At 62.9% G+C, this 21,495-nt stretch carries 24 protein-coding genes; 12 read left to right on the top strand and 12 right to left on the bottom strand.

Going from position 1 to position 21,495, the window contains the following annotated elements:
- Window positions 1-8: 8 nt before the first annotated feature.
- Complete coding sequence (locus MHK00_RS09955) at window positions 9-743, bottom strand: hypothetical protein (protein ID WP_250411615.1); 735 nt, start codon at window positions 741-743, stop codon at window positions 9-11.
- 79 nt (window positions 744-822) lie between these two features.
- On the bottom strand, window positions 823-3,225 hold the full coding sequence (locus MHK00_RS09950; protein ID WP_250411613.1) for an ATP-binding cassette domain-containing protein: 2,403 nt from the start codon (window positions 3,223-3,225) through the stop codon (window positions 823-825).
- A gap of 292 nt (window positions 3,226-3,517) precedes the next feature.
- Between MHK00_RS09950 and MHK00_RS09945 the strand changes: the two genes are divergently transcribed.
- Window positions 3,518-4,345 (top strand): hypothetical protein, encoded by an 828-nt coding sequence (locus tag MHK00_RS09945; RefSeq protein WP_236587045.1) that lies wholly within the window; start codon window positions 3,518-3,520, stop codon window positions 4,343-4,345.
- 3 nt (window positions 4,346-4,348) lie between these two features.
- On the opposite strand, the gene MHK00_RS09940 is transcribed toward MHK00_RS09945, so the two are convergent.
- Window positions 4,349-5,389 (bottom strand): o-succinylbenzoate synthase, encoded by a 1,041-nt coding sequence (locus MHK00_RS09940; protein WP_436232077.1) that lies wholly within the window; start codon window positions 5,387-5,389, stop codon window positions 4,349-4,351.
- A 75-nt stretch (window positions 5,390-5,464) separates the two neighbouring features.
- Between MHK00_RS09940 and MHK00_RS09935 the strand changes: the two genes are divergently transcribed.
- The 9 genes from MHK00_RS09935 to menE all read left to right on the top strand — a co-directional run bounded on the left by MHK00_RS09935 (window position 5,465) and on the right by menE (window position 12,509).
- The gene (locus tag MHK00_RS09935) at window positions 5,465-5,926 is read left to right on the top strand and encodes a DIP1984 family protein (protein ID WP_005322951.1); all 462 of its coding nucleotides are present in this window, start codon (window positions 5,465-5,467) and stop codon (window positions 5,924-5,926) included.
- A 293-nt stretch (window positions 5,927-6,219) separates the two neighbouring features.
- A complete protein-coding gene (locus MHK00_RS09930) occupies window positions 6,220-7,188 on the top strand; it encodes a 1,4-dihydroxy-2-naphthoyl-CoA synthase (RefSeq protein WP_034668262.1) in 969 nt (322 codons plus the stop codon).
- 15 nt (window positions 7,189-7,203) lie between these two features.
- Entirely contained in the window at window positions 7,204-7,353 is a 150-nt protein-coding gene (locus MHK00_RS09925; protein ID WP_005322953.1) for a hypothetical protein, read from the top strand.
- Between the two features lie 91 nt (window positions 7,354-7,444).
- Window positions 7,445-7,633: a hypothetical protein gene (locus MHK00_RS09920; protein ID WP_005322954.1), complete on the top strand. Its 189-nt coding sequence runs from the start codon at window positions 7,445-7,447 to the stop codon at window positions 7,631-7,633.
- A 169-nt stretch (window positions 7,634-7,802) separates the two neighbouring features.
- A complete protein-coding gene (locus MHK00_RS09915) occupies window positions 7,803-8,969 on the top strand; it encodes a metal ABC transporter substrate-binding protein (protein ID WP_250411609.1) in 1,167 nt (388 codons plus the stop codon).
- A 6-nt stretch (window positions 8,970-8,975) separates the two neighbouring features.
- On the top strand, window positions 8,976-9,662 hold the full coding sequence (locus MHK00_RS09910) for a metal ABC transporter ATP-binding protein (protein WP_005322958.1): 687 nt from the start codon (window positions 8,976-8,978) through the stop codon (window positions 9,660-9,662).
- Window positions 9,662-10,492 carry a metal ABC transporter permease gene (locus tag MHK00_RS09905; RefSeq protein ID WP_250411607.1) on the top strand — a complete coding sequence of 277 codons (831 nt, stop codon included), beginning with the start codon at window positions 9,662-9,664 and terminating at the stop codon, window positions 10,490-10,492. The genes MHK00_RS09910 and MHK00_RS09905 overlap by 1 nt, the downstream gene beginning before the upstream one ends.
- Window positions 10,492-11,319, top strand: coding sequence for a metal ABC transporter permease (locus tag MHK00_RS09900; RefSeq protein ID WP_023020499.1), 828 nt, complete (start codon window positions 10,492-10,494; stop codon window positions 11,317-11,319). Before MHK00_RS09905 ends, MHK00_RS09900 begins: the two co-directional genes overlap by 1 nt.
- A gap of 56 nt (window positions 11,320-11,375) precedes the next feature.
- Window positions 11,376-12,509, top strand: a complete 1,134-nt coding sequence (gene menE, locus MHK00_RS09895; protein ID WP_005322961.1) for an o-succinylbenzoate--CoA ligase — start codon at window positions 11,376-11,378, stop codon at window positions 12,507-12,509.
- On the opposite strand, the gene MHK00_RS09890 is transcribed toward menE, so the two are convergent.
- Window positions 12,510-13,181 carry a metal-dependent transcriptional regulator gene (locus tag MHK00_RS09890; protein WP_411763097.1) on the bottom strand — a complete coding sequence of 224 codons (672 nt, stop codon included), beginning with the start codon at window positions 13,179-13,181 and terminating at the stop codon, window positions 12,510-12,512.
- Window positions 13,182-13,395: 214 nt separating this feature from the next.
- Between MHK00_RS09890 and MHK00_RS09885 the strand changes: the two genes are divergently transcribed.
- On the top strand, window positions 13,396-14,286 hold the full coding sequence (locus MHK00_RS09885; RefSeq protein ID WP_250411605.1) for a 1,4-dihydroxy-2-naphthoate polyprenyltransferase: 891 nt from the start codon (window positions 13,396-13,398) through the stop codon (window positions 14,284-14,286).
- Here MHK00_RS09885 and MHK00_RS09880 read toward each other — a convergent pair.
- The gene (locus MHK00_RS09880) at window positions 14,283-14,609 is read right to left on the bottom strand and encodes a DUF4229 domain-containing protein (RefSeq protein WP_250411603.1); all 327 of its coding nucleotides are present in this window, start codon (window positions 14,607-14,609) and stop codon (window positions 14,283-14,285) included. The genes MHK00_RS09885 and MHK00_RS09880 overlap by 4 nt on opposite strands.
- Before the next feature lie 38 nt (window positions 14,610-14,647).
- Between MHK00_RS09880 and MHK00_RS09875 the strand changes: the two genes are divergently transcribed.
- Entirely contained in the window at window positions 14,648-14,893 is a 246-nt protein-coding gene (locus MHK00_RS09875) for a hypothetical protein (protein ID WP_239278162.1), read from the top strand.
- Here the strand turns inward: MHK00_RS09875 and MHK00_RS09870 are convergent.
- The 7 genes from MHK00_RS09870 to hemL all read right to left on the bottom strand — a co-directional run bounded on the left by MHK00_RS09870 (window position 14,890) and on the right by hemL (window position 21,260).
- Complete coding sequence (locus MHK00_RS09870; protein WP_250411601.1) at window positions 14,890-15,150, bottom strand: helix-turn-helix domain-containing protein; 261 nt, start codon at window positions 15,148-15,150, stop codon at window positions 14,890-14,892. The genes MHK00_RS09875 and MHK00_RS09870 overlap by 4 nt on opposite strands.
- Window positions 15,151-16,170 carry a c-type cytochrome biogenesis protein CcsB gene (gene ccsB, locus MHK00_RS09865; RefSeq protein WP_250411599.1) on the bottom strand — a complete coding sequence of 340 codons (1,020 nt, stop codon included), beginning with the start codon at window positions 16,168-16,170 and terminating at the stop codon, window positions 15,151-15,153.
- A gap of 94 nt (window positions 16,171-16,264) precedes the next feature.
- Window positions 16,265-17,896 (bottom strand): cytochrome c biogenesis protein ResB, encoded by a 1,632-nt coding sequence (locus MHK00_RS09860; protein ID WP_250411597.1) that lies wholly within the window; start codon window positions 17,894-17,896, stop codon window positions 16,265-16,267.
- A gap of 7 nt (window positions 17,897-17,903) precedes the next feature.
- Window positions 17,904-18,707 carry a cytochrome c biogenesis CcdA family protein gene (locus MHK00_RS09855; RefSeq protein WP_250411595.1) on the bottom strand — a complete coding sequence of 268 codons (804 nt, stop codon included), beginning with the start codon at window positions 18,705-18,707 and terminating at the stop codon, window positions 17,904-17,906.
- Window positions 18,708-19,319, bottom strand: coding sequence for a TlpA disulfide reductase family protein (locus tag MHK00_RS09850; RefSeq protein ID WP_250411593.1), 612 nt, complete (start codon window positions 19,317-19,319; stop codon window positions 18,708-18,710). It abuts the gene before it with no gap.
- The gene (locus tag MHK00_RS09845) at window positions 19,319-19,927 is read right to left on the bottom strand and encodes a histidine phosphatase family protein (protein ID WP_179387341.1); all 609 of its coding nucleotides are present in this window, start codon (window positions 19,925-19,927) and stop codon (window positions 19,319-19,321) included. The genes MHK00_RS09850 and MHK00_RS09845 overlap by 1 nt, the downstream gene beginning before the upstream one ends.
- A 22-nt stretch (window positions 19,928-19,949) precedes the next feature.
- The gene (gene hemL / locus MHK00_RS09840) at window positions 19,950-21,260 is read right to left on the bottom strand and encodes a glutamate-1-semialdehyde 2,1-aminomutase (protein WP_250411591.1); all 1,311 of its coding nucleotides are present in this window, start codon (window positions 21,258-21,260) and stop codon (window positions 19,950-19,952) included.
- Between the last annotated feature and the right edge of the window lie 235 nt (window positions 21,261-21,495).

The following is a 21,495-nucleotide window of genomic DNA, read 5'->3' as shown; positions in this document are numbered from 1 at the left end:
CTGGGCGCTTAGTTCTGGCTGGCCGGCTGCTCGCCGCCGCCCAGGAGGTCATTGAGGAGGCCCTCAATGTCCACGTCGCTGCCCTTATCCAGCTGGTCTTGTACCTCTGGTGGCAGCTCGGTCGGGATATCGGACGGCAGGTCATTCTGGAAGTCCGGCAGCTTCGGCAGGTTATTGGAATTCTCATCCTGCGAATCCGGCTCTTCGGTCTGGGTCACGGTAGTGGGAACCTCCGTGGTCAGCGTTTCCGTCACCGGCTGTGGGTCCGGCTTATCCGCCTCGTCCGCGGCATTGCGCCACAGGAAAAACAGGACCGCCGCAGCCAGTACTGCAAGTACCGCGATGGCCGCGAAGACGCCGGCCATGGCGCCACCGCCGCCGCCCTTCTTCTTGCGCTTTTCCGGCTGGTCTGGATCATAGTTCGACGGCACCGGCTCGTACTCGGGCTGCTGCGCGTATTGCTGGCCATATGCCTGCCCGGCCGGCTGTTGATAGTTCTGGCCGTAGCTTTGCTGCTGACCGTAGCCCTGCTGATAGCCAGCGGCCGCATCGAATTGACGAGTCTCATTCTGCGGCTGCTGCTCGCCAGGGAAGTGCTGCTTGGGGTGCTCGCGGCGCGCTTGGTCGCGGCTGGGGCCGGCGGCATTATCGGGCACGCGGCCAATCTGGCGCGTGGCATCATCCGCCGGGCTGGACCAGCTGCGGGTTTCATTATTATCGCCATGAGGGCCTTTAGAAGTCATACCCTCTACCTCTACCCCATTTTGCTGTGAGATCCCAGAGAGGTCTCCCACAGCTAACGGGGAAGCCGCGGCTCGCCGCTTAGTGCGCTTGGCGTGCACTCAAGGCACGGCCGGTGGCGGTATCCTCTGCAGCGACCTGCGCCGGGGTGGCATCCGCGATGATGCGGCCGCCATCTTCGCCAGCGCCCGGGCCCATCTCGATGATGCGGTCCGCATGCGCCATGACCGAAAGATCATGATCGACGACGATTACCGTATGGCCCGCATCCGCCAGCTTGTGCAGCTCGGTATTGAGCAGGTCGATATCGGCTGGGTGCAGGCCCGTGGTGGGCTCGTCCAGCAGGTAGACCGTGTGGCCGCGACGCGAATTGCGGGAGCGCTGCAGCTCCGTGGCCAGCTTAATGCGCTGGGCCTCGCCGCCGGACAGCTCCGGCGCGCCCTGGCCCAAGCGGAGGTAGCCCAGGCCGACGGCCTGCAGCGTAGCAATGGCGCGGTAAATCTTTTCTTCCTCGGCGAAGACCTCCGCGGCCTCATCCACGGTGAGCTCCAAGATGTCCGCGATGGTGCGGCCCTGCCAGGTCACCTCGAGGGTCTCGTCGTTGAAGCGGGCGCCGCCGCACTCCGGGCAGGTGGTGTACGAGCCCGGCAAGAAGACCAGCTCCACCTCGATCTTGCCCGCGCCGCCGCAGGTGGGGCACTGGCCTTGCTTTACGTTGTAAGAAAAGCGCGAGACCGTCCACTTGCGCTGTTTGGCCTCATCGGTGGAGGCGAATAGCTTGCGGACGTTATCGAAAAGCCCAGTGTAGGTTGCCAGCGTGGAGCGCGGGGTACGGCCGATGGGCTTCTGGGTAATCTGCACGACGCGCTTTACTCGGTCAAAGCCCTCCGTGCTCTCTACGGACCAGCCCTTGTCCTCGGTCTCTTCCTCATCGGAAACGGCCGTGGCGGACTGTCGCAGCAGGCCAGCCAGCACCGTGCTGACCAGGGTGGATTTACCCGAACCGGAGACACCGGCGACCGCCGTGAATTGGCCCAAGCCAAAATCCACATCCAGGTTGTCGATGCTGCGTGCGTTGATGCCGCGCAGGGCGAGGTGGGAGGAGGGGGTGCGGGGGTCGTCGGCAAGCGCGAGCGTGCGGTGAGCCAGCGCATTGGCGGTAGGGGTGTCCGCGTCATAGTCTGCAACCGGGCCCGAATAGACCACGTTGCCGCCGCGCTCGCCGGCCAGCGGGCCGACGTCAACGAGCCAGTCCGCCTGCGCGACCAGATCCATGTCATGCTCCACCAAGAGCACGGAGTTGCCGGCCGCGATGAAACGGCGGCACATATCCATGACCGCGTCGCGCTCATCGGGGTGCAGGCCGGCCGAGGGCTCGTCGAGCACATAGGCCACACCGAAGAGACCGGAGCGCAGCTGCGCCGCCAAACGGATGCGCTGCATCTCGCCACCGGACAGGCTCTGCGTCGGCCGATCCAGGCTGAGGTGCGCCAAGCCGAGCTCCAGCGCCGAGGTCAACGCCGGCAGAATCTGCCGCAGGAGCAAATCCTCGGCCGAATTCTCCTCCGGGTTCTGCTTGCTGAGCACCTCATGCACCCTATCCAGCGGCAGCGCGCCCAGCTCATCAATCGGCATGCCCGCATAGGTGACCTTCAGCGCGGCCGGGTTGAGGCGGCGGCCGCCACAGGTCTCGCACTCGCGCGATTCCATATAGGACAGGGTGCGCTTGCGCAGGGTATCCGATTGGGTCTCCGCAAGCGTCTTATTGAGGTAGCTGGCCACCGAGCGCCACGTGCCCTCATAGTTGCGCTGAATCTGATCTTTTCCGCGCAAGGGCTTGACCGTGACTACGGGGCGCTCTTCCGTGAAGAGGATCCAGTCGCGGTCTTCTTGCGGCAGCTCTTGCCAGGGCGAATCCAGGTCATAGCCCAAGTTCATCAAAATGTCGTGGAAGTTCTTGCCGGCCCAGGCGCCCGGCCAGGCTTGGATGGCTCCTTCCTCGATGGAGAGGGTGGGATCCGGGACCATCGAGTCCTCGGTCGGCTCATGCACCACGCCTGTGCCGTGGCACTGCGGACACATTCCCTCCGGGGTATTGGGCGAGAAGGAATCCGAGTACAGGCCCTCCGGGTTATCACCGGCGCGCGAATAAAGCAGGCGCACGCTATTGGAGAGCGCGGACACCGTGCCCACCGTAGAGCGCGCTCCGCCGCCGGAGGTCGATTGCTGCAGTGCGACCGTCGGCGGTAGGCCCTCTACCTGGCTGACCTGTGGGTCGACGGCCGAGCTAATGAGGCGGCGTGCGAAGGGTGCTACCGATTCAAGGTAGCGGCGTTGGCCTTCGCCGTGAATCGTACCGAACGCCAGCGAAGATTTGCCCGAACCAGACACACCTGTGACCGCGACGAGCTTGCCGCGGGGCATATCGACGTCGACATTGCGCAGATTGTGCAGGTGAGCATCGCGGACCTTGATAGTAGACATGTCCTCCAGCGTACTCACAGGTGGCAGGTTGGGCAGTCTCAAGCCTGACAGCAGTTTTTTAACGGTTCTCTCTAGCGGTTCACCGGCTTTCAACGATTTCGTCCACCCATATGGCGAAAACCGTCGACGGTTTAGGTGTTCTAGATGGACGAAATCGTTGAAACTAGGAAGGTGGAACCTTTCCGGAAGATTTCCAGTCCAATGAGTCATGTGGACGAGAAATGAATTACTAGATTTAGGCCTTACTGACTATCAAATCCGCAGCAGGATTAGTGGGGGAACACTTTTGCGCTTGCGGCGCAACTGTTATATCGCTGCAGAGGCGAGCGCGAAAGATAAAGTAGCCGCGGTGGCGCAGCTTTATCCGGATGCGGTGTTTTCGGGGACGGCGGCGCTCGCGGCCTATGGCTTATGCGAGGTGCAGCTGCCGGCGGTGATCCGGGTGGATAAAAACTGCCGGATTCGAGCGGATGATGTGGTGTATACGGTGAGGTCGCGGCCGGTGCCGGCGAATCGGATAAAGGGTGTAAGGATGGCGTTGCCGGCACAGGCGGTAGCAGATGCATTGAGCTTCGAGCGCTGCAGCGAGTGGCTGCTGAAAGAAGCGCTGGCGCAGGCGTATCGCGGGCTCAACGGAAGGGGGAGGTTCGCGGCCGATTTAGAGCTGGTGATCAGTAAGAAAAGGGACGCGGTGCGCGAGTTGGCGGAGCAGGCGCCGGTGGGGACGGCGTCGAAATGGGAGCAGCGGATGTACCACGAGATGCGGCGGGTGGGGCTCAAGCCGGTGCCAAATTTCCGGCTTGGGCCGTATACCTGGGATTTAGGCTTCGAAGCGGGGACGACGGTGGTGGACTTGGACTCGCTTTATTATCACGCGCCGGAGAATAATCACCGGGAATTCCTCATCGGGACGTGGAAGACCAATCACGCGGTGCAGCACGGATGGGCGCCGCTGAAGTTTACGGATGAGTGCACCGACTACCACCTCAAGCTGGTGGTGGAGACGGTGCAAGAAACGGTGGCGCATCGGCGCAGTGTGCGCGGGCTAAAGAGCCGGCCGCAAAAGGTGCGTCGGGCGCTGGCGACCCCGGCGTGGAGGTTTCACCAGAGCTTGCTCTAGGCCCTAGTCAGAAACGTGCGATTCAGAAAGGTGCGGCCAGCAGGCGCGAACGCGATCGAACCACCAATCGCGGCGATCGGCGGGGGCGGCGAGTGCAGCGAGGCGGTCTGGGTCGGGGGCGAGGATATCGGCGGGAAGGTGGCCATCGACAAGCGGGCGCGGGGCGGTGACATCCTCTTCGAAAAGGGAGCCTGTGGCAAGGCCTGCGGCGGCTGGGGTGACGTCGATGTCCTCATCGTCGTAGATGCGCGGGAGCGCGGCGACGGCCGCAAGGCCCATATTGATGCCAATGGAGGTATCCAGCGCGGAGGCCACCGTGATATCCATATGGCGCTGGCGCAGGTGCTGGGCCACCTCGAGGACGCGGCGCACGCCGCCAAGCGGGGCGGGCTTGACCACGGCGACATCCGCGGCCTGCAGCTCGGCGACGCGATAAGGGTCCGCGACCTTACGGATGGATTCATCGGCGGCGACGCGCACAAAGAGACCAGCGCGCATAAGGCGGCCGCGGACCTGGGCGAGCTCCTCGGTGGTGGCACAGGGCTGTTCCATATAGTCCAGCGGCATCATCATCTGCGCGGCCTCGACCGCCTCATCGACGCTCCAGCCGCCGTTGGCGTCCACGCGAAGGATGGGGATATCGCCGCGTTGGGTGACGGCGTCGCGGACGGCGTGGACGCGAGCGGCGTCGTCGGCAAGCGTGTGTCCCTTCTCCGCTACCTTGATTTTGAAGGTGCGGCAGCCGGGGTAGCGCTCCACCACGGCCGGGACCTCGCTGGCGGGCACGGCCGGGATGGTGGCGTTGACCTCGATGGAATCGCGTACCGGCTCTGGAAAGCCCTCGTAGGCGGCCTCGAGCCCGGCGCGCAGCCACGCGGCGGACTCGGCCGGGCCGTATTCCAAGAAGGGCGCGAACTCGCCCCAGCCGGCCGGGCCATCGATGAGCAAGGCTTCCCTGGTGGTAATGCCGCGGAAACGCACGGCGAGCGGGAGGGAGACTACGTGGGCGCGGTCGAGGACGTCATCGATATGCATGGCCTTCATGGTAGCGCCCGCCGGCCATTGACCCCTCCCCCGCTCTGCGCTATTTTGGGAACCCATACCAATAAAGGAGGAATTATGCTGCTAGCTGAGGCATTGGCGGAGCGCGCACAGGCACAGGAGCGCCTCAATAGCCTGCACGAGCGGTTGCTCACCGTGGCCCGCGTGCAGGAGGGCGATACCCCGGATGAGGATCCGCAGGAGCTGCTGCGCGAGCTCGACGGCGTGGCCGGGCGCATCGATGAGCTGGTGCAGGCCATTAATGCGACGAATATCGCCACCGCCTTTGATGAGAAGAGGAACTTGATGGAAGCCCTCGCGCTTCGCGACGGCCTCTTGCGCAAGCGCCGCATCTACCATGACTTGGCGCAGCGGGCGGGCACCCGCTCGGATCGCTATTCCCGCACCGAGATTAAGTTTGTCTCCACCATCCCGGTGGCGGATCTGCGCAAGCGTGTCGATGATTTGTCTAAGCAGTATCGCGAGCTGGATACCCGCATCCAGCAACTGAACTGGAATACCGAACTGAAAAACGGATAGTCATATCGCGCGCTGCTTAAAGCGCGCGATGGTAGCCCACACACCTGCAGCGAGCAGGCCCCCACCCTGGAGGGGAAAATCCTGGGACTCTGGCCCCCTTTAGCGCTTTAAGGGGCGGGGAGTTCGAGTCTCCCCATGGCATGGAGTACCGCGCTGGTATGGCGTACACGGGTATTGTGCGGGGCAACAACCTCGCAGTATCGCGTATTGATTATTACCGGCCTGCTGGGCAGTGTGTGTGGGTGAGGGTTGGGAATGGGGACTATTCTTCTTTTGCCACTAAGCTGGCCATCATGAGCGAGCAGAAAAAATACAGCACCGATAATCCGTTCCGCCCGGAATTGTGGCATGCCGTAGAAGGTTTTGAGGACCTGACGGATATCACCTATCACCGGCTCAACGGCGAGGGCCGCAAGAACGGCATCGTGCGCATCGCCTTCGATCGCCCGGAGGTACGCAATGCGTTTCGTCCGCATACCGTAGACGAGCTCTACCGCGCCCTGGATCACGCCCGCCGCACGCCGGATGTGGGAACGATTTTGCTCACCGGCAATGGTCCTTCCGACAAGGATGGCGGCTGGGCTTTTTGTTCGGGCGGCGACCAGCGCATTCGCGGCCGCTCCGGGTACCGCTACGCCACCGAGCACGCCCATGATGACGCCACCGCGGATGAATCCACCGTGGACACCGCCCGCGAGAAGGTGGAGGGTGGCCGCTTGCATATCCTGGAGGTCCAGCGCCTCATCCGCACCATGCCCAAGGTGGTCATCGCCGTGGTCAATGGTTGGGCGGCCGGCGGCGGGCACTCGCTGCACGTGGTCTGCGATATGACGGTCGCCTCCCGCCAGGAGGCGCGCTTCAAGCAGACGGACGCGGACGTAGGGTCCTTCGACGCCGGCTATGGCTCGGCCTACCTAGCCAAGATGGTGGGCCAAAAATTCGCCCGCGAGATTTTCTTCTTGGGCCGCACCTATGATGCCCAGCGGATGTATGAGATGGGCGCGGTCAATGAGGTTGTCGATCACGCCGACTTGGAAGACGCCGCAATCCAGATGGGCCGCGAAATCAACGGCAAGTCCCCAACAGCCCAGCGCATGCTGAAGTTCGCTTTCAACCTGACCGATGACGGCCTCATGGGCCAGCAGGTCTTCGCCGGCGAGGCGACCCGCCTGGCGTACATGACCGACGAGGCCGTCGAGGGCAAAGAAGCATTCCTCGAAAAGCGCGACCCGCAGTGGGAGCAGTTCCCGTATTACTACTAGCCAGGAGTTAGCACGATGTGGATTTTCGCCATCGGCTTGGCCACACTTGCACTGGCGGGCGTCATCGTCTCGCGAGTGTGGATGCTCAAGCGTATCAAGGATGCGCAGGACAGCGGGGAGCGTCCCTTCGATCAGGAGGACACCCCGCGCAATCCATACATGTAGCGGAGTAAATGGCGTGGGGCGCCCTCGGACCGGAGTGAGACATCTCAAGCAATTGTGGACATGCCCATAGTTAATACTTAAAGTGTCGAACATGAAACTCTGCAACTCATTCGTCATGCTCGCAGCACGCGTCGCCCTGGGCGTAATTCTCATCGCCCAGGGCTGGCAAAAGTTCTCCGAATGGACCGTCGCCGTCGCGGGCCTGATGCTCGCCGCCGGCCCCGGCATACGCTCCCTGGATCAGCTCCCCTTCAGCAAAAAGGCAAAAGTAGCCAAATAAGGCCACCGCTTCCTAGCCTCTCACTTCACTCATTGAAGTGAGAGGCATTTTTAAATTTTGGCAGCTTAAGGAAGAGATAGGACCACCTAAGTTCATTACGTTGAACAATCTAGTTCAAGGGTGCTAGTGTTTGTTGAGTTCACTTCTCCTAATACAAAGGAAGTTCATTATGAACTCAAATCACAGCACCCCACGCCGGCCCCTACAGCGCATTCTCGCAGGCACCTGCGCCCTCGCACTCGGCGCCAGCCTCGCCGCTTGCAGCGCCTCGAAGGAATCCATCGACGCTGCAAAGCCGAAGGACGGCGACACCGTCAAGGCCGTGGCCACGACTACCCAGATCTGCGACTACCTCACCCAGATAGCCGCCGGCGGCGTCAAGCTCCACAAGGTCGACTCCCAAGGTGCAGAGACCACCTCCGGCGAGGGCCCAGTGACCCTCGACCTCACCTGTTTGCTCGCCCCCAACGCCAGCGCCCACGAGCACGAGATGACCCCACAGCAGATGCAGGCGCTCTCCCAGGCCGACTACATGTTCGTCAACGGAGTCGACCTCGAGCACTTCCTCGACCAAGCCGTGGACTCCTCCGGCTTCCACGGCGTCATGGCCGTGACCTCGGGCGTCAAGAGCGAAGGTATGGGCGATGGCAACGGCAAGTACACCATCGACGAGGGCATCGAGCACGTGAGCCCGCGCCCGTGGCCTTTCCCGGGGGAGGACGGCGAGGCCCCAGAATTCAAGTACGACCCGCACGTGTGGACCTCCCCGAAGCAGGCCAAGATTCAGGTCGACAACATCGTCAACACGTTGTCCCAGGCCTCCCCGCAGGCCAAGGACGCCTTCACCGCCGCCGGCAAGAAGTACACCGACCAGTTGGAGGACCTCGACAAGTGGGCCAGCGATTCCATGTCCGCAGTTCCTGAGCAAGACCGCGTGCTCTTCTCTTCCCACGACGCCTTCGGCTACTTCTCTAACGAGTATGGCGTGAAATTCATCGGCTCCGCACTGTCTGACTTCAACCACCAGCAGGACGCCACCTCGAGCCACATCGATGAGCAGGTAAAGAAGGTCCGCGAGTCCGGCGCCAAGGCCATCTTTGCGGAGAATTCCAACAACTCGAAGTCCATCGAGGCCATCGCCCGCGCCGCAGGCGTCAAGGCGGTTACATCCGACGACGCTTTGTACGGCGACTCGCTAGGTGTGCCAGGCAGTGAGGGCGAGACCTACATCGGATCCATCGTCCACAACATCAACACCCTGGTCAGCGCCTGGGACTCCGAACAGCAACCGTTGCCGGAATCGCTGCAGGCATTCGACGTCGCCAAGCGCAAGTAGCTCTATATGTCTTCCCCATTAATCACTCTGCGCAATGCCACCTGCGGCTATGGCGCCCGGGATATCCTCACCGACGTTGATCTTGAGATCCGCGCGAGCGAGGCCGTGGCGCTCCTGGGGGCCAACGGCGCGGGCAAGTCTACGCTGCTCAAGGCAATCACTGGCCTGGCTGCCTTGCGCGGCATGGCCACCATCGACGCCTCGCTCGGCTACGTCCCGCAGTACCAAGACTCCGACCTGAGTTTTCCCGTCACGGCTTACAAGGTCGTGGAAATGGGCCTTTTGCCCTCAGTGAGCTGGTGGCATAGGTGCACGAGCATGCGTAGCTATCGCGGCCATGTACTCAATGCCCTGCGACAAGTGGGGATGGAGCACCTCGCCGAGACGCGGTTTGGCCAGCTCTCGGGAGGGCAGCGCCAGCGCGTGCTCATCGCGCGCGCGTTGGTTTCGGCCCCGGAGCTGGTGCTTCTCGACGAACCCTTCAACGGGCTTGATCAAGAAAGCCGCCGAATCCTGATTCAGATCATTGCGGATCTCAAGGAAGCAGGAATCGCCCTGCTCGTCTCCACTCACGACCCCATCTTGGCGCAGCACACCTGCGACTGGGCGGCGTTTGTGCTCGACGGCAAGGTCCACACCATGGGAACCGAGGAAGCAGTGGAAACCTATATGGAGCAAGGTGCGCGACTGTAATGGAGCAGATTCTCTTCGCCCCGTACCTGCGCAATGCCTTCCTCTTCCTGCTGTGCCTATCGATTGCGGGAGCTGCCATTAGCGTCCTCGTTAATCTCCGCCGCATGGAATTTACGGTGGAAGCCCTCGTGCACTCGGTTTTTCCGGGCATCGTGGTAGGGCTCATCGTGGGCGGCATCCCGGGCATCGTGCCGGGTGCGGCCGCGGTGGCCACGGTGACGGTGCTGGTGCTGGCTTCTCTGGGTTCTGGGCAGGGCCAGTCAGCGCAGAAGCTGGATATGGAAGCCGGAACGGCCGTGGTGCTGACCTTTATGTACGGCATCGGCGTGGTCATCAGTTTGGCCTATGGCGACAAGTCCGGGCAGCTGGAGGCCCTCATGTTTGGCCGGCTTCTCGACGTCACGCAGTCCAGGCTGGCAACCTCCGTCACGCTCTGCGTGATTGCGGCACTACTCATCCTGACAACCTGGCGCATGCAGATTCTCGTCGCTTTCGATACCACAGCGGCCCGCGCCATGGGCATCAACGTGGCGACTTATGAGCTCATTGCGAATATCGCGGTTGGCCTAATCGTGGTGGCGGCTAGCTCGGCAGTGGGTGTGTTGCTGGTTATCGGTTTTATTGTCATTCCAGGCCTCTCGGCGCGCTTGATCGCAGGATCCCCGCGCAGCATGTGCTTCTGGGCTGCGGGTTTGTCCACGCTGGCAGTGGTGGTGGGATTTGCCATCATGCTGTCCCAAACCGCGCACCAGATTTCGCCGCAGGCAATCGTCAGCTTGATGCTGGTTGTCACCGTGCCGCTAGCGGGCTTGAAGGGGGTATTTAGCTAATGGGACTGTCTCATCTTGATCCAGAGATCCTGCGGATGCCCCTCCTTGAGGCCATTGCTGTGGGATGTTTATCTGGCTTGGTTGGAACCTTGATGGTCATGGGCAAGCGCGTCTTTTTCGCCGAGAGCCTGTCGCACGGAATCTTCCCCGGCGCGGTGCTCGGCGTAGTGGTGGCCAACCTTCTGAGCTTGGATCTCTCCACGGGTTTGATGGTGGGCGCGGCACTGTTCTGCCTACCTTTGGCCTGGCTTATGCGGTGGTTGAGTACCGTCGAGGGCATTTCTTCGACCGCTGCCGCCGGCGTGACGCTCACCCTGGGATTTTCCCTGGGCATCTTGTTGCTGCGCTGGTTCCAACCGCTACCTATCCACGTGGATAGCTTTCTCGTGGGCTCGCTGACCACTGTCAATGCGCAGGATGTCTGGTTTGTCGGCGCCCTGGTGGTGGTCAGCCTTGGCGTGCTGGTGGCATTTCGCCGGACGTTAGTCTCCTTCTACTTCGACCAGACGTCCTTCCGCGCACAAGGCGGAAAGCCCGGCCGCTATGACTTGCTTACCCTCACGCTTATCAGCGTGACCATGGTGGTGGTGATTCCCGCGGTGGGCACTATCTTGTCCCTGGCGCTGCTGGTAGCCCCGGCGGCGGCGTTGCAGCCGTGGATCAAGCGCCCGACCCAGCTCATGCTCGGTGCCGGTATCGCGGGCATTGCGCTGGCATGCGGCGGGCTCTGGCTGGCGGCCGCGCTCAGTTTGTCGGCGGGCGGCTGCATCGCGGTGCTGGCGGGTGTGTTCTATTTGCTCAGCATGGGGCTGCGGGCCTTGCTCTAAACGCCCGGCGCGCCGCCTCCCGGGACGAGCGATATGCCCGGGTAACCTGATTATTCGTGACTCATATCCTCGCCCCACTCCCAGTCGATCCCCGCAATCCCGCAGGAATTTTGGATGACCTCGAGAAGGCCATCGCTGGGCAGACCACGCTCTTACCCCTTCCCGCAGCGGACCGCACGCGGACGGAATTGCTGCGCAACCACATGCGCGCGGGCGAATCGATTGCTGAGGACATTGCTTTGGTGGTGTCCACCTCGGGTTCCACGGGCACACCGAAGGGTGCGCAGCTAAGCCCGCTTAACCTGGTGGCGAGTGCGGATGCCACCCATTCTTTCCTGGGTGGCCCCGGCCAATGGCTACTGGCCATGCCCGCCCACCACATCGCGGGCATCCAGGTGCTCGTGCGTTCGTTGGTGGCGGGTGTGGAGCCACTCTGCCTCGACCTGTCCCAAGGCTTTAACATCACCGAGTTCGCCCGCGCAGCAGAAGAACTCGCCCACACCGAGGACCGCATGTACACCGCGCTCACACCGATGCAGCTGCACAAGGCACTCGATTCGCTGGACGGCATCCAAGCACTGCGCCGTTTCAACTCCATCCTGGTAGGTGGAGCAGCGCCGCATCCCCAGCTATTGGAATCTGCGCGCAAGCTCGACATCACCGTGGTAACCACCTATGGCTCCTCGGAGACTGCGGGCGGTTGCGTCTACAACGGCACTCCCCTGCCCGGCACCGAGGTGCGCATCGGGGAAGATAACCGCATTTTCCTGGGCGGGCCGACCATTGCGCAGGGCTACCGCAATGTGGAATCGCGCGACTTCGTCGGTGGCTGGTTCGCAACTTCCGACGCCGGGGAGCTCGACGCCCACGGTCAACTCACCGTCACTGGACGTCTGGACAGCATCATCAACTCGGGCGGGTTGAAGTTGCACCCAGAACAACTGGAACAGCTCTTGTTGCAGGTACCGGGCGTCGACAGTGTATGCGTGGTGGGCATCCCTGATCCACGTCTTGGCCAGATGATCGCCGCAGCTTACACCGGCTGGGCCTCGCGCACCGACATCCTCGAAGCGCTCGATGACCTGCCTCGGTGGCAGATTCCGCGCGAGATTATCCGCATTGCTGAGATGCCGCTGACCGGCCCCGGCAAGGTGGACCGTCGTGGTGTCGCAGGGCTCTTTAAGAACTGATTAGACTTCGTTAGCGCGCACCGTCACGTCGGCGGCCGCGACTTCCGCAAGAGAGAACTCCTCGTCCCCTGCGTGCAGGTTGAGCAGGCCCGCAACGCGGGAATCGACTACGACCTCGACGCCCAGGCCGACGCCATGGCTGTCGAGGTAGCGCAACAGCTCGGTGTCTCCGTCGCATACCCGCTCGATGGTGACAGGGGTGTGAAGGGGGACGTCGTCAAGCGTGAGCGTGCCAAGGTCCTCGATGCTGCCCTGCGCGTCGGGGATGGGATCGCCGTGGGGATCGCGCTGAGGATGGCCCAGGTGCTGATCGAGTCGATCGATGAAGCGATCGGAGCATGCATGCTCGAGGAGATCGGCATCCTCGTGAACCTCGTCCCAGGTGTACCCCAGCTCTTTGACCAAGAAGGTCTCGAGGAGACGATGGCGGCGGACCATGCCCATGGACAGTGCCTGGCCCTCTGGGGTCAGCGAAACGCCAGCGTAGCGCTCATGTTCCACCAGCCCTTGGGCAACGAGACGCTTTACGGCTTCCGACGCCGTGGGCACCTTTTGGTTCAATCGCCCCGCCAGCTCCTTGAGCGCGATGGGCACGCCGCCGGAGTGCTCGGAGAGGTCCCACAGGACTTTGAGGTAGTCCTGGGTACGTTCAGGGAGATCGCTTAAATGCATGACATTCATCGTAGTAAAGGCCTTGCCCCGCGAGCGATTCACATGATAACTTTAAGAAAGTTCAACTCATTGAACTTTTGTCACGGGTGTGGCCCACAGCCGTCCTTTCTTGGGTACGTACGACGCGCTTCCGCCATACCCGTGGCTTTTATATATCCGCCGTGTGCGTCCCTTGTGCACAGCATGCCCGCGGTGGCGTGGCACAATAACTGACATGTCACTTTCTGCCTATCCCGCAACTGCCAAAGACTGGCTCCAAGGCGCACGCCCGCACACGTGGGCTAATGCCTTCGCCCCAGTCATCGCTGGTACTGGTGCCGCAGCGGCTGCCGACGGCGCGCACTTCGGCCGCGCGCTTCTCGCCCTCGTGGTGGCGTGGGCGCTCATCATCGGTGTCAATTACGCCAACGATTACTCGGATGGCATCCGCGGCACCGACGACGACCGCACCGGTCCGCAGCGCCTCACCGGCGGCGGCCTGGCCCGCCCGCAGCACGTAAAGCTCGCGGCCTTTGCCGCCTTCGCCGTGGCCGGGCTCGCCGGCATCGCGCTCTCCTTCGCGGCGCATGCGTGGTGGCTCATCCTCGTCGGCGCGCTATGCATCGCCGGCGCGTGGTTTTATACCGGTGGCAAGAACCCGTATGGCTATCGCGGGCTCGGCGAGGTCGCCGTCTTTATCTTCTTCGGGCTCGTCGCCGTGCTTGGCACCGAATTCACTCAGGCCGGCCGCCTATCGTGGTCGGGTCTCGCGCTGGCCGTGGGCATCGGCGCGATGAGCTCCGGGGTGAACTTAGTCAATAATATCCGCGATATTCCCTCCGACGCCGAAACCGGCAAGATTACGCTCGCCGTACGCCTCGGAAACGAGAAGGCACGCCTGCTCTTTACGGTGCTGCTCCTTCTGCCATTCCTGCTGACCATTGGCATTGCCTTCAGCAGCTGGCTCGCACTCGCCGGCTTGGTCTACTTCCCCTTCGCGCTGCGTGCCATTCGCACCGTCAACCGCGGCGCCCAAGGTCCAGAGCTTATCCCGGTGCTCGGCCTGACCGGCCGCGCGATGCTGCTGTGGGCCGTTATCGAAGCCGCCGCACTCATCATCGTCTAATCCTGCGCGGCGCGGCCTTCCAGCTCCGCCTGGACCCAGCGCTTGTGGGCCTTACGCTGGGCGGAGTACTCGGCCAGCGTCTGGGTGGCCTCGATGCGCCACTTTTTAAAGATCAGCATCGATAGCGGCAGCGCCACAAAGAGCGCCAGCAGCGCCGCGATGAGCACCGGGATGGGAAAGCCGATGGCGATGGCCAAAATCTCGATCACCGCGGTCAAAGCGATAAAAAGCACTACGCGGGCGAGCCCGTACTTCCACAGCGCCGCGCGCGAACGGCGGCGCAGTTCTGGGTCCGGCTTGGGTGGCTCAGGGTTATGCGTCATGGGGGTTGATTGTACGCGGTGCAGGTAGAATCGCACGCATGGGTCGAATCATCCTCCTCCTACTCTTTATCCTCGCCGCCTACCTCGTCTGGAAGGCCTTCGGGCCCTCGACATGGAAAAAGCGCGAAGTGGAACAACCCCGCGCTATCAAGGGCCCCGACGATGATGAGGAATTCCTCTGGAAACTGGAAAAGGAGCGCTTCAAGCAGCGCCGCGCACAGGAGGCAGAAGAAGAAAAGCGCCGCCAGCGCCGCAAACGCGACGCCGACGGCGAGAAGGACTAGGCTTCCTTCGGCACGAAGCGCATCTCTAGGCCTAAGGCCTCAGCCACGGCGGTGATCTTTTCCCACCGCACGCCCGCACCACCGTGCTCGATGGTGTGGAGGGTGGAGCGGGAGATACCGGCGGCGTCGGCAAGCTGCTGCTGCAAAATGCCCAACTCGCGGCGGCGCTCGGCGAATTGGGCGCCAAGGCCCAAAATCACCGCATTATCGCCGGCCGGCTTGCCCTGCTTATGGCGCGGGCTATTATGCTCCGCCATCTAGTTCAGCCCCGCATAGGAATGCAGGCCGGAGACGACCATATTGATAAAGAACAGGTTGAAGACCATCAGCGCCATCGCCATGACGTTGATCCACGGCGCCGCCTTGCGGAAGGCCGGCGTCGCACGCGCGTGCAGGTACGCGGCGTACAGGATCCAGGTGGCAAAGGATACGGTCTCCTTCGGGTCCCAACCCCAGAAGCGGCCCCAGGCGGACTCGGCCCAGATGGCCCCCAGGATGATGCCCAGACCCAAGGTCGGCAGGGTGATAACAGCCAGGCGGTAGGCCAGCTGGTCAATCTTTGCGGCAGAAGGCAGCGGGCGGGCCACCGCACCGAAGAAGCCATGCTCGGCATGCTTCGGTTGCGCCATACGGAACAGCGTCAGCAGCGAGACAATGCCGGAGATAATACCGATGGACGCGCCCAAAGAAACCACGGTGACGTGGATGGGCAGCCAGTGCGACTGCAGCGCCGGCACCACCGGGGCGGACTCGGCATAGAGCTTGGTGGAACCATAAAACATCAGCGCGAGGGTCGGGGTGAGCAGCCACGGCCACACGGTGCGCCATTCCTTGCGCTGCATGGCCATATTACCCACCAGCAGCACGCCGAAGCTCACCATCAGCACGTACTCGTACAGGTTGCCAAAGGGGAAGCGGCCGGTAGCCAGGCCACGCAGCACAATCGCCGCGGCGTGGAGCGCAATGCCTACCCACATCAGCGAGCTGGTCATGCCGCCGAGCTTATCGGCCTTGCGCTCCTTTTCCTTCAGCTCATCGGCCGTGATTCCGGAAGAAGACTGGGCAACCTCGCCTGCATAGCCCTGCTTATCGACGTCCCCAGCGCCCGCCCCCACCAAGACCTTCGAGGCCTGGGATTTCACGGCACGGCGGCCCTCGATAATTCCCTGCATGCGGCCGTAGTAGAACAGCGACATAAAGAGCGCGACGCAGTACACCACAAAGGCGGTCTGCACCGCGATATCCGAGAAATTAGACAGATTCTGATCGATCTGCATGAACGCTCCTAGCCAATACACGTGCGGGGATAGTGCTGATTACCTTACTCAGCGAAATGGCCTAGTCCAACTTTTGTTGGACTAGGTCGACGTACTAATCATCGGTATAAAGCTCGTCTTCTTCGACCTCATCTGGGTCTGGCAGCTCCAGCAGCGCGCGGTGCAGCTCGTGGAACTCCTCGGACCAGCCGGCGCGGTCGGTGCGGGCAAGCCCGCCCATCTCCACGTCGGTGCCGCCGGCCGCATTCGGCCGCAGGCGGATGTAGACGCGGCGGCGCTTAATCACCAGCGATCCCACCAGGGAAATGAGCATCACCAGCGCGGAGGCCAGCACCCACTTCTGGAAAGGATCATAAGAGACCTGGTAATTGGCGAACTCGCTGGCGCCGTCGAAGGTGATCTTCGTGCCATCGTCCAGGGTGACGTCCTCGCCTTGGTTGAGGTTCACGCGGTCAATCTTTTGCAGCTGGCCGGACTGCACCAGGTTCGGGTCCAGCGAGAAGAAGGACTGCGGGGTGCCGGTGTCCAGGCCGGCATCGCCGCGGTAGATATCGATGGCCATCGCCGGATCCTGCAGCCCGGGGTATGCGGACTGCAGCAGCTTGCCGTTCTCGCCGGCCCACTCGGCCGTGGGCGCGAAGAGGCCCTGGATGGCGATCTGGTTCTGGCGGCGGTCATAGAGATCCGGGTGCATGCCGGCCGGTGGGTCGAAGCGCATCGCGCCGGAGGACAAGAAGAAGGTCGTGTCATTCGGCTGGAACTGAATGGTCTGGGTGCGCTTTTCGCCATTGGGCCATTCCACCGTGACCGTCGGCGCGTAGCCGTGGCCCTGCAAGTAGACGCGGTTGTGCGCCAGGCGCAGCGGGTGGTTGACCTTGAGCTCATAATCCTTCCACTCGGAGTCATCCTTGTAGATATCTTCGCCCTCCGCGTAGGAAACGTTGGAGGTAAACATCTCCGCCTGGCCGTTGGGCAGGTATTCGGCCGCGAAGTCATGGGCGATGAGGCAGAAGGGGTGGAGACCGGTGCCGTCGAAAAGCGGGCCGGCGCGGAAGGAGTCAAAGTTGGACGTGGAGGTATTGCAGAACTCCGTGGACTGGTCCAGGGTCTGGCCACCGCCCTGCGAACCAGACTCGGTGACCACGATGACCTGGCCCTCATAGTTGACCAAACGGCCGGCGGCGACGGTGACCAAGATGGCCACCAGCGCCACGTGGAAAATGAGGTTGGCCAGCTCGCGGCCGTAGCCGCGCTCCGCGGAGAAGGTATGCACGCCAGCGCGGTCCTTCTCTGGCGAGTACTCAGCCACGCGCCACCTCTTCAGGCGCTTTGTAATTTCCGCGGATAGCTCTTCCTCGCTCTTATCCGAATGCCCCTCGGCCGCCAACGGCAGCTTGTGGAGGTACTTCGGCGCGCGCGTTGGCGGGGTCTTCCACGCCTTATAGTGATCCCAGGAGCGCGGCAGGATGCAGCCCACCAGGGAAATGGCCAAGAGAATGAAGATGGCCTGGAACCAGACGGAAGAAAAGACGTCGAAAAGCTGCAGCTTGTCGTAGATCTTCGCCACGTTGCCGTTGGACTCGATGAAGTCCTGCACGTTCTGCTCGTTGAGGTCGCGCTGCGGCAGCAAGGAACCGGGAATCGCGGCCAGCGCCAGCAAGAAAAGCAGCGCCAGTGCCGTGCGCATGCTGGTCAGCCAATGCCAGGCTTTGCGGAAATATTTCACGTCTCTCCTAAATCAGGGTGGCGCCGTAGTCCACGGTCCACTGGCGGATGAAGTTAATAAACTCGCCCCACAGGCCGGTTACCAGGGCCAAGCCGACGAGGATCATGGCCACGCCGCCGACGACCTGGATGGTATGCGAGTGCTTGCGGGCCCACGAAATCGAGCGCATCGCCCGCGCGGAGCCCAGCGCCACCAGCAGGAACGGCAGGCCCAAGCCCAGGCAATAAAAGATAATGAGCAGCACGCCACGCGCGGCCGTCATGCCTTCGGTGCCGGCCGATACGGAAATAATGGCGGCCAGCGTTGGGCCCAGGCACGGCGTCCAGCCCAGCGCGAAAATCCCGCCCAGCAGCGGCGCACCCAGCCAGGTGGTCCAACGCTTCGGCGCCATGCGGGTGTCCTTCTGCAGCGCCGGGATCGCGCCGAGGAAAACCACACCCATCAGGATGGTCACGCCGCCACCGATGCGCATGAGCGTCTCCTCATTGAGCCGGAGCGCGGAAATCGCGCCGAATACGGAAACCGTCGCCAGCAGGAAAACCACGGTAAATCCCAGGATAAACAAGGCGGCGGCCAGTACCACGGCCCATTGCCTGCGCTTGCCGACGCCCACCCCCAACTCACCGTCAAACGTAACCTCGCCGCCCACCACGCCGGCCAGGTAGGAAATATAGCCAGGCACCAGTGGGACGACGCACGGGCTGGCAAAACTCACCAGCCCCGCCACGGCGGCCGCGAACAGGCCCAGAATGAGTGGGCCGGAGGTCGCGGCCTCGGCAAAAGAGTTGCCGATGCTCGCTGCGTTGTCCATTTATTCCTTTTCTAATTTGTCCACTACGTCCATCACATCTTGAGCGGTGATGGACCGCAAGAAGACCGTAGCCGGGCGGTGTTGTTTGTCCAAGACGATGGTGGTCGGGACCACGGAGGTGGGCACGCCGCCCAGGGCCGCCGCGGTCTTAAATGGTGGATCGTAGATGGAGGGGTAGGTCAGACCATTATCCTTGAGAAAGTCATTGGACACCTGCGGGTTATAGTCGCGCACGTTGATGCCCAGCACGGTGCCAAGATCGCGTTTTTGCAGCTCAGTGTGAATCTCTTGGAGGTCATCGGCCTCGGCGCGGCACGGAGCGCACCACTGGCCCCAGGAGTTGAGCACGACGATTTCGCCCTCATAGTCCTCCAGGGAAATGGTCTTATCCGTATCGCGCACATCCTCGCCAGAGAAGGTGCGCAGCGGCTTGCGCTCAGATTCCTCGTAGTTGATGACCTTTTCGCCGCCGGGCGTGATGAACTCGAAGTTGCCGCCGGTCGCGACCGCGTTTTGCGCGTTATCGGAGTCCTGCGAGCAACCGGCAAGCGGCAGCGCTACCGCCACCGCAGCAAGCACCGCGCCGACTGCACGCCTGCGTTGTAGTGCCATTAAATCTCCTGCGCCGGTTCGGAATAGAAGATATCGGTGACCTGGTTATCCTCAAAAAGCAAAGAGGTGACCGAGGCCAGGTCGCATTCGCGGTTCCACGGCGCGTGCGGCAGGCGCTGGCCCAGCACGGTGCGCTGCACCATCACGATGGGCAGCTGGTGGCTGACCAAGATCGCCTCGTGGCCGGCCGCGGCGGTGCGGGCGCGTTCGATGGAGCCCAGCATGCGCTCGGCAATCTGCTCATAGGGCTCGCCCCACGAGGGCTCCAGCGGGTTGACCAGCAGCGGCCAGCGGCGCGGGTTCCACAGCGCGGAACGCAGGCCTTTTGTGCGCAGGCCCTCGAAGCGGTTGCCGGACTCGATGAGCGTCTTATCGACGTCCACGTCTAGCCCCGTTACCTGCGCAATCGGCCGCGCGGTTTCCTGGGCGCGCTGCAGCGGCGAGGCCGCCAGGTAGGTCACGTCATGATCGCGGAAAGACTCCGCGGTGCGCGCCGCCATGGAATGCCCGCGCGAGGACAGGTGATAGCCCGGGATGCGACCGTAGAGGATCTTCTCCGGGTTGTGGACCTCGCCGTGGCGCACGAGGTGAACGATGGTGCGTGTCATGTCTCTCCTTGGTGTGCGGGACTTAATGTGCGGGACGCGCGGCGGCCGCCGCCTGCGCGGCGGGCTTGAGGGCGGCTTCGATGAGTTCAAAGTCGGCGTCGGTAAGTGCATCCGAGACAAACCAGGTTTCGAATGGGCTCGGTGCGACGTAGATGCCGTTATCCAGCAGGGCGTGGAAGAACGGGGTGAAGCGGAAGGTCTCGGCCGCCTGCATATCGGCAAAGTTGCGGCCCTCGCCCTCGGCAAAGCGGATGGAGAACATCGACGACGCCCGCTGGATGTGGTGCGCTACGCCTTCGGCCGATAGCGCGGAGGAAATCATGCCGGTCAGGCGGTCCGCGTTGGCCTGCAGGCGCTCGTAGAGCGATTCATCGGCCAGCTCCAAAGACTTCAGGCCGGAGGCCATGGCCACCGGATTACCGGACAGCGTGCCGGCCTGGTAGACCGGACCGTCCGGGGCGAGGTAGTCCATAACTTCGGCGCGGCCGCCGAAGGCTGCGGCCGGCAGGCCACCGGAGACGACCTTGCCGAAGGTCACTAGGTCCGCCGCCACGCCGTCGACGCCGTACCAGCCCTTATAGGAGGTGCGGAAGCCGGTCATGACCTCGTCGAGGATGAGGAGGGCGCCGTCGCTATGGGCGACGTCGGCAAGCGCGGCGTTGAAGCCTTCCTCTGGAGCCACGGTGCCCATGTTGCCGGCCGAGGCTTCCGCGATAATGCAGGCAATCTCGCCCGGGTGCTGCGCAAATGCCTCGCGCACGGCCTCGATATCGTTATAAGGAACGACGATGGTATCGGCCGCCGTCGCGCCCGTAACACCCGGGGAATCCGGCAGCGCAAAGGTCGCCACGCCGGAGCCGGCCGAGGCCAACAGCGCATCCACGTGGCCGTGGTAGCAACCCTCGAACTTCAACACCTTGGCGCGGCCGGTGTAGCCGCGGGCCAGGCGCACCGCAGACATGGTGGCCTCGGTGCCGGAGTTGACCATGCGCACCTTATCGGCCGCGGTGCGCGACACAATGGCCTCCGCGAGCAAAGCCTCACCCTCGGTGGGCGAGCCGAAGCTCAAGCCACCCGCAGCGGCCTGCTGCACGGCCTCCACAATCTCTGGGTGGGCATTGCCGTGAATCATCGGGCCATAGGAGCTGACCAGGTCAACGTACTCGTTGCCATCGACGTCCCACAGGCGCGAGCCCGCACCGCGCTCAATCACGCGGGCCTGGCCGCCCACGGAGCCAAACGCGCGCACCGGCGAGTTCACCCCGCCCGGAATCACCTTGGAGGAACGCTCAAACCACTGTTGCGACTGGGAAGTATTAGGCATATCTGACATTCTAGCGATTCGCGCGCTATACAAAAGTTGGAGTGCGCGATTCACAGTCAGCCGCTAAACTCCGGGGCGTTGCACTTTTCAATTCGGGGGGATTTTCAATGCAGCGCACTCTCATTTTCGCCATCCTGGCCGCTTTCTGCCTCGCCGGCTGCGCCCAGCCCGCGCCCGAGCGGCCGCTGCCTACCTCGGTGGGTGCCACCCCGCTTGCCGACGCCCCCTCCTGGCAGCCCCCTCC

Source organism: Corynebacterium tuberculostearicum (genome assembly GCF_022347385.1).
GTDB lineage: Bacteria > Actinomycetota > Actinomycetes > Mycobacteriales > Mycobacteriaceae > Corynebacterium > Corynebacterium tuberculostearicum_M.
This window is presented reverse-complemented; position numbering and strand designations above follow the sequence as displayed.